The following is a 14,037-nucleotide window of genomic DNA, read 5'->3' on the forward strand; positions in this document are numbered from 1 at the left end:
AGCTTATCCTTACCAATTCCAATAGAATGGAATCATTAAATAGATTGAAATTAAAAAGTTAGCTGACAAAGTGCCTATAAGCAAGTTTTTAACTGTCCGCTCCTGAATCTCTAGCTTGCCCATATTCGCAAGAAGGGGTAAGAAGAGAATTAGGAAAGGCGTAAAATAACGGCCCTGAGTTCCAACGGATATCTGAGCACCTTTTCCTAAAACAATCGGAGTCCACTCTAGATACATGATGGTGACAACAGCAATGACCTGCAAAAGGAAAAGATAAGCGGAGACAGTTGCATAGGACTTCGTCATAAAATCTTTCTTGGACTGCAAGAAAATGATAGTCAGTACCGCTACATCAAGAAAGATTAGCCACAGGGGCAACTGAAGGGTGAAATTACCCAAAAATCCAAAGAGACCAATGGTCAATATGGTATTGAGGTCACCGTTCATGCGCTGTTTAAACAAAGTGTTGAGCAGAACCCTACTGTAGTGGAAAATCCCTCCTTGATGACGAAAAAGCAAATGCAAGGCTAAGAAAACAGCAACAAAAGCCAAACTGTAAAAAACATAGCGATGACGACCGATAAATGCCTTGATCGCCAGAAAAGGCTTGTTCAAAACAGCTAAGAATCCTTCAATTTCAAAATCAATGAAAGGCAACAAGCCTAGCAATAAGACATTGTTCAGTTTGGTTGCAAAGAGTCCAACGGATATGACCAAAAGCTGGATAAAATTCTTATTGGTAAATTTCTTGCTGGAAGCAATATTAGTGAAAAAACCAATGACTAGCATAAGCTCCAAGTAGTTCATTACATCGTAGGAGAGAGAAGCTGCCTGCTGAACCATAATCGGCAGAAGTGAAATGAAAAAGAGAGCCTTCTTGCCATACTTAAAATACTTAATCAGAAAGTAAACACCCAAAATATAGGCTAGGCCGTTAAAAAATCTCCCCATCATGATAATAACTCCCACCGATGGGTAGATAAACGATCCCAAGGTCATGCCAATTAGCTGCGGTAAAAAGGAAAGAGTCTTGAGATTAATCCCCAAAGTAGACTCTTCCTGAGATAAATCCAATTTTTCCGTAAAAAGCTTCTTGTACTCTTTGGGAGAAACATGCGGTTCCGAAGAGATATTTTCCATCCACTTGTAGGTTTTCTCTGTCGGTTTATGGAAAATCTCCCAAGTCATGCGGGCGTGATTCGTTTCATCCGGAACACGGTTGATCGGTTGAACCACCATAAATGCCATGACAAAGACCGTCGCCAAGACCAAAAAGATATTTTCTATTTTCATCGTCTTACTTCTTTTCAAAATCATTCACCATTTCATCTTTACTATCTAAACTGCAGTTTTCAAGAACAAAATCATAGGCATTTTCTGCTAATTCCTGACGTAGGTCAGACGAAAGAATCAAACTCTCTAACTTTTCTTTCCACTCCCCGTCTTTAGCCAAAAGTCCAGTCTCTCCATCTTTTACCATATCAGAGAAGGCTCCAATGTGACTAGCAACTGTAGGAACTTTTACTAAGGCAGCCTCCATCCATTTGATTTCAGACTTGGCCCGATTAAAGACCGAATCAACCAGCGGCGCTAAATTGATATCTACCCTACTAATCAGCTGAGGTAAATCCTTCCAGTCAACATAGTCATGTACAACGATCTGCTGTTGATACGGCTTCATATCCTCTGGAATATCCAGATGTCCGACGATATGAAGCTCCACATTCTTGTAGACTTCAAGCAAGGATTGGATGGCTGGTTTTATCAATTCAAAATTTTCATTGTGGCTGATTGAACCTGAAAAATAGCCAATCTTAACTTTTGAATCCTGCTGACTATAATCTTTGATAAAGTGAGAACTGATTTCAATCAAGTCACTGGAAGCTCGATTTCTGTTCAGCAACACCTTATCTTTATATTTGAGCAGCTCTTCTTTCAGTTGGACAGTCGAAGTAATCGCTCCATCACAGGCAGCTAGCATCTTGCCATAATTTTTGACACCAGCATCATAGTTGCCCTTGTCCTTTTCTGACAAGCCTTGAGTATAACTCAGCTGATCCGTATAAAGGGTATCAAAGACCAAATCATCAATATCAAAATAAACTGGTTTTTTATCTCTTTTAGCTGTATCGCACAAGAATTGGAGTTGATAAGACCATGGAGCACGATAGATGATAATATGACTTGCATATCGAGCCTGAGAAATCTCAAATTCTGATACATTTACCACTTTGACCATGAAGCCGTTTTTTCGCAACTGTTCTGCTTTGTTCAGCACTCGGTAACGTGTACATTGCGGAATGATGTTTTCAACCCCATCTATAATCAAGATATACTGTTCTCTGGAGACTGATTTGAATTTTTGTACAATGTTTTCCAATATTTCAACTGGATAATCTGTTTCCATTTGTACATAATTGAGCAAATCAGGTATTTCTGTTCGTCTTTCCAGTCCCTGCCAACGAAATTGTTGCGCATTATAATTTTGTAATGAGGTGTATTTAACCAAAGGACTACCAGCCCTAAGCATTCTCAAAGGATGAATATACATAGCACTGTCTTTGTTTTCAGACACCAAAGCATCATATCGATAACCTAAATCTGCAAAATACTTAGTAAAAGTTGTTTCGTGTTTCCCAATAGCCTTATCGCGTGAATCCGTATCGGTTAGGTTATTCCAATAGTCGAAAAACTCCTCTGATCGAAGCAATAAAGGCTCAATGACAAGAAAATAGGATTGCAGATGTTCTGGAATATAGCCATATTGATTGAAATTCGTGGCATCTTCTTGTACTTCACCAAAGGAAATTCCCCAGAAATCAAGATTTCTATCCGCCATTGTTTGGAAGACCTCATTCAAATCTCTCATTGGACCAATATTCGTATCATTGACTAACAGAAGCTGAGAAGACGTTTGCAACTTTTCCTTACCAATAGTTAAAATACCTTCCCTAAAAGCCGCAGCATCGTAACCTGTATTATCCCTTACCAAAACTTGGCCATATTGTTCCAAAGTAGATAAATCTTCTGATTTCAATCCTCCATTTACCACAATCAACGTTTCATCTACCAAAGCAGCTAATTTCTCTAAAAATAGAACCTTGTAGCGCTGAAGATTCTCTTCTGCCTCAAAAATGACATAGATTAGGCACTTTTTGCCGCTCACATGTTGAAGCTGCTTTCGCTGAGAATTCCGTAAAACTCGATAATAATAGTTTTTGGGCGATTTGATATTTCTTTTTATGGTAATGCACTGACGCTTCATTTGAGATAGGACAGTTCGGATATTCCGCGGATTTTTGACAATCTGCCCTACTTGCTTAATTGGAGTGACGATAGCATTCCCAACACGATAAGAGAGTGAGTTACGTAATTCATCAATGTCATCCTGATATTGATAAATTAATTCACTATCACGTTCCCAGCCTTTCTTTAGCTCATGGATATAATCGGATACCTGATTCATATGCTGAATTAAATCATTCAGTCTGCCATCTAAAGTATAAATATTTGTAGACAAAGCTTGATAAATCTCATCTGGCAACTGTTTCACATACTTACGCAGGATTTTTAGATAGATTTCGTAATGATATCGAGTAGAATCACGTTTAGAGATTGACTCTTTGTCAAAGACCCGGTAATTCAGCTTCGTTTTTGTATCATAAACAGGTTTCGCACCTTGATTAATAATTAAGCTTAAAAGAAAATCATAGTCTTCCAATTTTTCACGATTCAGCGCTTCATCATAATAAATACCATCAGCAATTGAGCGACGAATGAGGGAACAGTTGGAAATAAAATTCTCCGTTAAGAAAGCTACCTTGTCAAAGGGCCGCGATTTAAGGTAAATTTCTTTTTTATCGGGATCATACAGATCCCCATAGACAATATCTGCCTCCTCTTGCAGCATGGTTGTATAGAAGCTCTCAATATAGTCCAAATCCAGAAAATCGTCACTATCCACAAAAATAAAATAAGTGCCTTGAATTTGCCGCAAAGCCTTGTTTCTTGTCTTGACGACCCCCATATTCCCATGGCTTTCAAACCGCGTCGGAAAAGGGGAATCTACCAAAGTTTCTTGGATAATCTGGGCGGACTTGTCTGTGGACCCATCATCCAATACCAACAACTCAATATTTTTATATGTTTGTTCAAAAATACTGCGCAAACACTGTTCAATGTAGTCTTGATGGTTGTAACAAGTTACAACAACAGATATTAAATCTTTCATATAACTTCCTTGTAAATAACTATATTAATTTGAGTTGGCATCTTGACTCTTCATATATGCTTTATTTATCAGATTAGCCACCCACTTAGGCCAGAAAAGCTGATACATGAACAAGTCCTCTTTGGTTCGAGTATTATCTGAAATGGTCTTGGTTGTTTCAGACTCTCCATGAATCCGGTGGCACATGAGTTTCTCAGAAATATAAGCAAAGCGACCCTTATAAGCGCTAATCTTGTACCAAGCGTACCAATCCAGACTCACGCGCATTTCCTCATCAAATCGAAAATCCCTTAATGCCTCTAAATTGTATGTCACCGCTGGACAGGAAATGGGATTGCCAAAAGCTAGAACCCGATTTCTCCAAAAACGACTGGCCGGCATCAGATTCAAGGTTTTAAGCATGAGAGTCTTGATTTTCAGATTAGTATTAGCTGGAATCTTGACTCCATTTTTCTCTTCAAAATAGTCTGTATAGGCAATGAGAATGTCTTTAGACTGCTCTATTTTTTGCATCACTGCTTCTAGATAAGTTGGCTCATAGTAGTCATCCTGATGAGCAATGGTAGCATAGGAAGTCTCAACAAAGGAAAGGGCATTGTTCCAGTCCTTGCCGATACCTCCTCCTTCTTTCGTATAAAAAGGAATTTCATACTTCTGGCACAGCTGCTTTATTGAATCCAGCGGTGTTGAACTATAGCAAATAATCTTCGATGGCAAGATTTGATCTTGCAGAGACAGGATGCAAGCTTCTAAGAATTCACTTTCGCCATAGGCACAAATCACCCAGGTATGGTTATTTTTCATCTTTTTCACTCTCTAACTTAGACATTTTTTGCTTCATAATGGACAGTTCTTGCACCAACTGCTTGATTTGCTCCTTTTGCTTGGAAATGGAAATAGTGTGTAAAAAAACAATAACCAGCAGGAAAAAGATAGCCAAAGACATCACAAAGTTTGATGTCAGCTCAAAGCCCAACAATTTGGCAATCGAAACTGGAATCCAATCAAATACAGAAATAACAATCAGCACGAAGCCAATAATAATCCACATAAAGGCTTGCTCAAACAAAATATTGTTTTGATTGATATTCCGAAAGACAAAATACAGAAATAAAACTGAAGCCACTAGCATAACAATAGACAAAATGGACATTATTCACTCTCTTTCATAAAAGCAGCAATCAAGATCGAAGAGCAAACTTCAATCATATAACGAATGGACTTAATCGGAGTAATCGAAGAGACTCCTCCTGCACGTTCAAACATATTGGCAGGTGCTTCTACCACTTTAAATTTCCGCTTCAAGATATGGACGATTGATTCTGGCTCAGGATATTTTATAGGATAACGCGCAGCGAATTGTCGAATGATGTCTCGATTGGCCAAACGATAGCCTGACGTGGTATCCAGAATCCTTTTGCCTGTTGTTAATTTAATAAAAGCTGAAATAATGGTAATGCCAAATCGCCGCATAAAAGTCGTCTGAAATTCTGAAGCCTTGTCACCGATAAAACGAGAACCAACAACCAAATCCGCCTGCTGACGACGAATAGGATCCAGCAAAGCATCCAGTGACTCAATATCATGCTGACCATCTCCATCAAACTGTACGGCCACATCATAATTCTTCTCAAGAGCATACTTATAGCCCGTCTGAACAGCTCCGCCAATCCCTAAATTCATAACCAAATGAATAGCATTCAGATCATGGCTGTCCAAAATCTCCTTGGTTCTATCAACTGACCCATCATTGATAACTACGTAGTCTAAGTCAAAATCAACTTTCTTCCGATATTCTACAATGCTCATAACCGTATTTAAAATACTTTCTTCCTCATTATAAGCAGGAATTATCATTAAAACTTTCAATTATCATTCTTCCCTTTACAATAAATTTTAGCAAATAATGGAACTAACCTTAACTTTTCCAAACTCAAAAAAACGATTAGAGAAATTTTAGTCTGAAATCTTTCGCCCTGAACCTTCTTAGACAAGGGAGAGATCGTACTGATGAGTTTATTCTCTTTTAACCATTCCTTAATCCTAATATACTGATGAATAAACTCCTGATTTGATGAGGATCTCCCAGAAAAAAGCAAATACCAAACATAATATCTTTTCAAGTAATATACTTCTAGCTCAGATGGCTTACCCAGCTCAAATATTTTTGAAAAAAGAACTAAAATATCAATTTTAGGAGAGAAACCTCTCTGAGAAGTATTAGAAATACTCTGACTATTGTAATACCAATTATATCCTTTATAATCTAACAAACCTATTTTGTCTGTTGCCTTATAGGCAGCTAGGTTAAAAATGATATCTTCTCCTATACCATAGTCAAAAAATTCTAGATTGTTCGTTTTCAAGAACTCCGTGCGGTAAACTTTGGCCCAAGGAGCCATTATAATATACTTGGACCACTCTGACTGCTGTATATCTTGGCTAAATATAATCTGGTTATCCTGATTGACACGTTTGTACCCACCAATAACCAGGTCTAGATTTTTCTCATGGATAGCCTGATAAAAAGTTTCAATGTAATCACTATCAACAAAATCATCATTATCCATGAACATAATATATTCTCCCTCAGCTAGAAGAATCCCCTTATTTCTAGTTACCGCAACTCCTTCATTTTGCTTGTCAATTACTCTTACAAAACTATATTTCAATTCATATTCTTTTAAAATATTTAAAGAATTATCTTTTGAACCATCGTTCAGAAGAATGATTTCAAAATTCTTAAATGATTGATTCAAAAGAGAATCTAAACAGCGTTTAATCCCGTCTTGTGCATTATAAACTGGAATAATAACTGAAATAGCTGGTTTAGACATATTTTTCCTTTCATAACTAATCCACTCTATTTATAAAACTTCAATAAAACAGGAAATAGTTTTATTGAAAATTTTATCCCCAATAAATTGGCTAATAGACCTGTTAATTTAAATGCTCGGTTCTCTATATATTTTGCATACTGTAGCAAATACTTATACTGATAAAGCAACTCTTTAATTTTAAAATTATCAATGTATTGATTTACATAAGGTAATATTGAAATATATGAGATTGCAAAATAGATATTTAAAGCTTGGCGTAGATTGTTATTATATTGAGTATTATCATCCATTCCTTTTTTAATGCTTTCCAAAATATCTATTACATTTTTCTCTTTTACAATATTTGTTATACTTCCATCTCTATTTTGTCTATACATGTAACACTGTATATTTAGAATAGAGTAAGAATTCATTTGTTTTAATAAATCCGCACAATACAAACAATCTTCAGATAATAAGCCAACAGGAAAACTCAAGCCCCTATTAAACAGCTCTTTTTTTACACACTTATTCCAAGCTGGTGCTATCATCACCTCATTAGAAACCAATTTAATAACATTTTCATAATAGCTATTATAATCAAAATTAGTTTTTAAAGTAGTCGTTTTATAGTTATCTATACCATAATATTTGGAATACGGGAAAATAATGACATCACTTTTATTTTTTTTCAACTGAACTGATAAATTTGATAAAAAATCCTTATTACTCCAAAAATCATCCCCATCTACAAAAAGAATATATTCTCCTTGACTATTTTTAATTCCAGTATTCCTTGCAGAAGAAAGACCTTGATTCTCTTGATGTATAACCTTCACAACACTATATTTATTAGACAAATCATCACAAATTTTACTAGTCTTTTGATCAGTAGATCCGTCATCAATTAATATAACTTCAAAATTCGAAGCATCAAAATCTTGATTTGCAATACTATCAACACACTCATTCAGATATTCTGCAACATTATACGCAGCAACTACAATAGAAAATTTCATACTTCTCTATCTTCTCCTTCTCAAAAAAGTATATGGATTCGTCATAAAATAAATAATTAGCGAGACACTCAACCAAGCAATCATAGAGATAAGGAAAGACAAAGAGGCTCCAAAAATTCCGTATTGGGATACCAGTGGCTCAGCTGTAAGAATGGATACAAGATATCCCGCTAAGAATGAAATGACTAAATAATGATGTTTTCTAAAAACAGTTAAAATATTATCACATACTGTAGAAAACGTACTAGCAATGCCACCCAACAACAGTATAAAGAAACTCATTTGATATTGATTCAGCTTGGTTCCATAAACAATATTTAAAACAGGTATGGCAGCAAGAGCTCCAACAATAGAAATTAATATACTTGTTCCCCATAAAATCTTAAATAGATTATTTTTATACGTAATAAAATGAGAAATTTTATTCTCTTCCTTGAAAATTGCTAGTTGTGTAATCATTGGACGTAAAAAAACAATCATTAGATTCATTGCAAAAATTGGAGTGAATAAAATACTAAAGTCTCTCTGTACTCCCGCTTCAATCAATCCCCTATTAAAAATATCGTTTAATGCATACTTAGGTTGGTTATAGATCGAAACTAATAGAAAAGCATTTATAAATAAAGGTAAGCAGTCCTTTAAAATACTATAAATATCTTTGAATCTTACTGTAGAGATATTAATACGATGAAACAACTTAGATTTTGGAAAATCAAAAAAAAGAACTACAATGAAAGAGGTGAGTGTTTGAAAAACAATAGATAAAAGAAGATTTTTAGAAAATAATAACAGAACAGCAAATGTTATTGTTGAAATTATATTTCTAAAAAATAATGATTGTCCAGCTATATCTAATCGTTCTTTCTGTTGGAATAATCCTTGAAATACATCCGAAAGCGCCTCACTAACTCTAAAAAAGGAGACCCAAAATATAATCCAAAAATTTTCATAAGTCGAAGGATTTAAAATTAAATAGCCTAACAAAATTAGTATCATTAAAATATTAGTTAGAAATCTAGTAGTCAAATATGCATCAAAAGAATATTTTTCTTTAATATCCGTTGCTTGAAAATCTCGGACTTGAAACCCTGCAACAATAACTAGCAAATTTGCAATTGCGTAAGCAAAGCTATAAAGATCAGCTGATTCACTAGATAAGGTGCGAGTAACTATAAATAATAAAATAACAGATACAGCTGCTGAAGATAAACTCCCGAGCATATTCCAAAAGAAAATTTTTGGCAATGATCGTACTTTCAATTTGATAGAACTCTCTTTCAATGTAAATAAAACTATACCCAATTATACCATAAATTCCCCTTAAAAAAAGCAACCGCAAGGTTGCTCAATGTTTAATTTCTCACTTCCTGCTTGTAAAACTCTTTCAAAGCATCCTGCCAAGTTGGAATGACAAAGCCTGTAGCCTTGGCCTTGGCCAGACTCATAGTTGAGTTGAAAGGTCGCTTAGCCTTAGCTGGGAACTTGCTAGAATCCACCGGCTGGACTTCCACATCCGTATCTTTGAGAATTTCCACTGCAAAGTCATACCAAGTTGTATCCTCTGTCGCGTCATTAGACAGATGGTAATAACCAAATTCCTTTTGGTTTTCAGCCAGATGAGTCATAAATTCAGCCAGAGTACGAGTCCATGTCGGACGGCCATGCTGGTCATTGACTACAGTCAGAGTTTTGTGCGTCTTAGCAAGATTTTGCATGGTAAAGACAAAGTTTTTACCGTAGTTACCAAAGACCCAAGCAGTACGGATAATATAGAAACGGCTGGAATATTTCTCAACTAGCTCCTCGCCCATGCGCTTGGTACGGCCATACTCAGTCTGTGGATCCGGCCGATCATCTACTTCCCACTCCTCACCGACAGGCTTTTGTCCATCAAAGACATAGTCTGTCGAGATGTAGACCAAGGTTGCTCCGTGAGCTTCTGTAGCTTTTGCAACATTTTCGGTCCCGGTCACATTGATGGCATAGTCCAGCTCTTTTCCTTCGTCCTCAGCCGCATCAACTGCGGTATAGGCTGCGCAGTGATAAACCAAGCTTGGCTTGACTTCCGCAAAGACCTTGTCCACCATTTGGGCATTGGTAATATCCATTTCTGCCACATCAACAGCCACATACTCCTCATTGCGCTCATCCAAAAGATAGCGAAGCTCTGTACCTAGCTGTCCATTCGCACCTGTAATTAAAATCATATGTTTGTCCTTTCAGATCATAAAAATTCGATGAATTTATTATACCAAAAAAAGCAGAAAAAATCTGCTCGATCGAATCATTATCGGAAAATCTCTTCAGTTGGAACACTAAAGAATAGTTTCTTATTCCCTTTGATACTCCGTATATAAGTTATACAACAATCTGCAAGTAATAATTAATACACTTATCATCAGAGGCAAAAAGGTTCGAGTGCTTGAAGCATAGAGAGTTGGAGATAATGAAATGACCATGCGTCCAATGAGGCCAATTACAAATAAATAGGTCAGCCATAGTTTTTCTCTAAAATCTGAAACTACAAGCCATAAAGCGTAAAGAATCATTAATAGCAGCAAGCCATAAAAAGCGACCGCGCTCAGATGAGTGATATTAAAAGAAAATGTCCCTGATTCTCTGGCTGATTTACTGATACCTGTTAAGGTACCCAAAATAGTATTCCAGCCCATTTTTTGCGAAAAAATATTGAACATGACAAAACCGCTCAGTGCTACGGCCGCTATATTTTTCTTGTGAAGAGCATAAACAAAGAGCACAAGCAAGAAGACCATCACAAAGGCAAAGGACGTGGAAAACAGATTATCCCCTGTCTCCAGAAAGCCCAGCCCAAGCTTTTGGAAGATATTCAAGTTCGGAAAGTTGGGGAACCAACTGACAATGTTCTTTTCCAAACGCAGAGCATTCCCCGGAGACAGCTTAGCTGATGTGATTCCTAAAGCGCTCAGGGCCAAATAGCATAGATTAACCAGTAAAGTTTTTTTATCTTTCTTCGCAAGGACAGTTTCAAACAGAAGCCACAAAAAAGCATAGACTGCTAATTGTTCTTGCATGATAGCAACTAAAAAGCACAAAAGGCTAGCTATATTAATCCAAATATTTTTAGATTCTCTGAAAAAAAGTGCAAAAAGCAACAAGGAAGCCGGGAAAATGTAATTGACATAGGTCGGAATAGAGCCCGCGCTTAAAAATTCCGTAGCTGGAAGGAATATAAAAATAAGTAAAGCTGGCAGCCAAGGCAAGGAAGGAGTCAGCTTCCTTAAAGCATAAATCAAAAGCAACGTTGCCAGAAAGGCTGCTGCTATAAACAGCTTTTCGTGAACGGAAAATAATAAGGTGGCTGACTCAATGAGCAGCCTACTGCTCCAAGTAAAATAACGATCAATCCCAAAGAATAAATAATTGTAATGAAATTCCTTAGCATATTCTAAAAATGCTGTTTGGTCTCCTACTGGGGTGATTTTATTATTGATATAAAACTGTATCGCATAAATAAACGAAGACAAGCATAAGACAATATTAATTTTTTTATTTTTCACAATCTCTCCTCAGCTAAATAAGAGTCATTTAAGCCCTAAAAACTCTCTCAAAGACTCACTTACTCTTCTCCTTAATCACATAAACAGGGCGTTTCTTTGTTTCCATGAAGATTTTGCCGATGTACTTGCCCAATATACCGATGGTCAACAGCTGGAAGCCTCCGATAAGGAGAATGACAGTCATAAGGGACGGCCAACCCGATGTCGGATCACCAAAAACCAAGGTGCGGATAATAATTACTGCCATCAGGATAAAGGCTAAAATCCAGGACAGGATGCCCCCTAAAAAGGCGATGTTGAGAGGCGCATCAGAGAAATTGACAATACCTTCCAAGGAATAGTTGAAAAGAGACCAGAAATTCCAAGAGGTCTTGCCAGCCACTCGTTCGACATTTTTGTATTCCAAGTACTCGGTATTGAAGCCAACCCAGGCAAAAATTCCCTTGGAGAAGCGATTGTACTCTGAAACCTCCAGAATAGCATCTACCATCGGGCGGCGCATCAGTCGGAAGTCACGCGCACCATCTACCATCTCTACCTGACTAATCTTGTTAATCAGCTTATAGAACAAATTGGCAAAAAAACTTCGGATAGGTGGCTCTCCCTCACGAGTAGTGCGACGAGTCCCCACACAGTCCAGCTCAAGATTCGAGTCCAGCATGGCCTTCATCTCAATCAGGAGCTTGGGCGGATCCTGCAAATCCACATCCATAACCGTCACAAAATTCCCGCTCGCCTCTTGCAAACCAGCATAGAGGGCAGCTTCTTTTCCGAAATTACGAGAAAAGGACAGATAGTGCACGTCAGGACAGCGGCTACTGAGCTCACGTAGAACAGCCAAAGTCCGATCCGTCGATCCGTCATTAACAAAAATATATTCAAACTGGTCACGGACTTGATATTTCACCGCTTCCATAGCTTCATGAAACAAAGGAATAGTTTCTTCTTCATTGAAGCACGGAACAATAACTGAAATTGTCACTTTGATTACCTGCTATTTTTTAATATCTCTCATTATAACAAAAAACTAGGCGAAAACCTAGTTTTATTCTTATTTGCTCTACCTATAGACCTCGAAAATTAAATAGTTTCCAAAGCTATTCTCAAATCCTCTATCAAGTCATCCACATTTTCCAAGCCGATAGAGAGTCGGATTTGATTTGGTGTAATGCCTGCTGCTAGCTGAGCCTCTGGCGACATCTGTCCGTGAGTCGTCGTAGCTGGATGGACGACCAGGGATTTAGCATCTGCTACATTTGCCAAGTCAGAGAAAATCTCCAAGCTGTCAATAACCTTACGAGCTTCTTTCTCCCCACCTTTGACATTAAAGGTGAAGATAGAGCCTACGCCTTTAGGGAAATATTTTTCTGCCAAAGCATGATAAGGACTGTCAGCAAGCTTTGGATAATTGACCTGCTCAACCTTAGGATGCCCTGCTAAGAATTCCACAATCTTCTCAGCATTGGACACATGGCGCTCTACACGCAAAGAGAGAGTTTCCAATCCTTGCAGGAAGAGAAAGGCATTAAAGGGAGACATAGCTGCGCCCGTATCGCGCAAGAGCTGGGTACGCACAGCAGTAACAAAAGCCGCTGCTCCGACATCGCGCGTATAACTGATATCATGATAGCTCGGGTCTGGATCAACAAACTGCGGAAACTTGCCAGAAGCTTCCCAGTCGAAACGACCGCTGTCCACAATCACACCGCCAATGCTGGTTCCGTGACCGCCGATAAACTTAGTCGCAGAATGTACTGCGATGTCCACTCCATGAGAAAAGACATTGATCAGATATGGTGTAGCAAAGGTATTGTCGGAAATCAGCGGAATTTTATGAGCATGAACTAGCTCTGCCAAAGCATCAAAGTCAGGGATATTAATCAGCGGATTGCCCAAGCTTTCAATCAAAACCAACTTTGTATTGTCCTGAATGGCTGCTTCTACTTCAGCCAGATTTTCAATATCCACAAAAGTCGTGGTAATGCCATAGCGAGGCAGGGTTTCCTTGAGCAGATTAAAGGTACCACCGTAGATGGTAGAGGCTGCTACTACGTGGTCGCCAGCATGGGCCAAAGCTAGAATGGTGTAGGTAACAGCTGCCATACCAGAAGCTGTTGCTAGAGATCCAACCCCACCCTCCAAAGCTGCAATCCGCTCCTCAAAAGCAGACAGAGTCGGATTGGTAATCCGAGTGTAGATATTGCCCGGCTTGCGTAGGGCAAAAAGATCTTCTCCCTCCTGAGTATCGTCAAACACATAGGAAGTTGTCTGGTAAATAGGCAGAGCCCGCGACTTGGTTGTCGGGTCAACTGTCTGTCCGGCATGAAGCTGCAGAGTTTCAAATTTAAATTCACGTGTCATAAGGTCACCTCACTATAGTTATGTGATAAGTCTACCACTAAACGCCCCGCTTGACTAATAGAATTTCC

The 14,037-nt window shown here is 37.9% G+C and carries 12 protein-coding genes; all 12 read right to left on the minus strand.

Annotation, left to right across the window (positions count from 1 at the left end):
* Nucleotides 1-9: 9 nt before the first annotated feature.
* The 12 genes from D8793_RS03405 to D8793_RS03460 all read right to left on the minus strand — a co-directional run bounded on the left by D8793_RS03405 (nt 10) and on the right by D8793_RS03460 (nt 13,969).
* Nucleotides 10-1,311: a DUF2142 domain-containing protein gene (locus D8793_RS03405; RefSeq protein WP_185760998.1), complete on the minus strand. Its 1,302-nt coding sequence runs from the start codon at nt 1,309-1,311 to the stop codon at nt 10-12.
* Nucleotides 1,298-4,231 (minus strand): rhamnan synthesis F family protein, encoded by a 2,934-nt coding sequence (locus D8793_RS03410; RefSeq protein ID WP_125370587.1) that lies wholly within the window; start codon nt 4,229-4,231, stop codon nt 1,298-1,300. Before D8793_RS03410 ends, D8793_RS03405 begins: the two co-directional genes overlap by 14 nt.
* Before the next feature lie 24 nt (nt 4,232-4,255).
* A complete protein-coding gene (locus tag D8793_RS03415; RefSeq protein ID WP_125370588.1) occupies nt 4,256-5,035 on the minus strand; it encodes a glycosyltransferase family 2 protein in 780 nt (259 codons plus the stop codon).
* On the minus strand, nt 5,025-5,384 hold the full coding sequence (locus D8793_RS03420) for a DUF2304 domain-containing protein (protein ID WP_061909435.1): 360 nt from the start codon (nt 5,382-5,384) through the stop codon (nt 5,025-5,027). The genes D8793_RS03415 and D8793_RS03420 overlap by 11 nt, the downstream gene beginning before the upstream one ends.
* The gene (locus D8793_RS03425) at nt 5,384-6,100 is read right to left on the minus strand and encodes a glycosyltransferase family 2 protein (protein WP_061909436.1); all 717 of its coding nucleotides are present in this window, start codon (nt 6,098-6,100) and stop codon (nt 5,384-5,386) included. Before D8793_RS03425 ends, D8793_RS03420 begins: the two co-directional genes overlap by 1 nt.
* On the minus strand, nt 6,097-7,068 hold the full coding sequence (locus tag D8793_RS03430) for a glycosyltransferase family 2 protein (RefSeq protein WP_061909438.1): 972 nt from the start codon (nt 7,066-7,068) through the stop codon (nt 6,097-6,099). The genes D8793_RS03425 and D8793_RS03430 overlap by 4 nt, the downstream gene beginning before the upstream one ends.
* 26 nt (nt 7,069-7,094) lie before the next feature.
* The gene (locus D8793_RS03435; protein WP_061909440.1) at nt 7,095-8,069 is read right to left on the minus strand and encodes a glycosyltransferase family 2 protein; all 975 of its coding nucleotides are present in this window, start codon (nt 8,067-8,069) and stop codon (nt 7,095-7,097) included.
* Nucleotides 8,070-8,075: 6 nt separating this feature from the next.
* On the minus strand, nt 8,076-9,350 hold the full coding sequence (locus D8793_RS03440; protein WP_081106534.1) for a lipopolysaccharide biosynthesis protein: 1,275 nt from the start codon (nt 9,348-9,350) through the stop codon (nt 8,076-8,078).
* Between the two features lie 71 nt (nt 9,351-9,421).
* On the minus strand, nt 9,422-10,276 hold the full coding sequence (gene rfbD / locus D8793_RS03445) for a dTDP-4-dehydrorhamnose reductase (protein WP_061909443.1): 855 nt from the start codon (nt 10,274-10,276) through the stop codon (nt 9,422-9,424).
* Nucleotides 10,277-10,399: 123 nt separating this feature from the next.
* Nucleotides 10,400-11,608, minus strand: a complete 1,209-nt coding sequence (locus tag D8793_RS03450) for a hypothetical protein (protein WP_061909445.1) — start codon at nt 11,606-11,608, stop codon at nt 10,400-10,402.
* Nucleotides 11,609-11,663: 55 nt separating this feature from the next.
* Nucleotides 11,664-12,590 carry a glycosyltransferase family 2 protein gene (locus D8793_RS03455; RefSeq protein WP_061909447.1) on the minus strand — a complete coding sequence of 309 codons (927 nt, stop codon included), beginning with the start codon at nt 12,588-12,590 and terminating at the stop codon, nt 11,664-11,666.
* A 98-nt stretch (nt 12,591-12,688) separates the two neighbouring features.
* Complete coding sequence (locus tag D8793_RS03460) at nt 12,689-13,969, minus strand: O-acetylhomoserine aminocarboxypropyltransferase/cysteine synthase family protein (RefSeq protein ID WP_125370589.1); 1,281 nt, start codon at nt 13,967-13,969, stop codon at nt 12,689-12,691.
* Between the last annotated feature and the right edge of the window lie 68 nt (nt 13,970-14,037).

Source organism: Streptococcus cristatus (assembly GCF_003943465.1).
Lineage (GTDB): Bacteria > Bacillota > Bacilli > Lactobacillales > Streptococcaceae > Streptococcus > Streptococcus cristatus_C.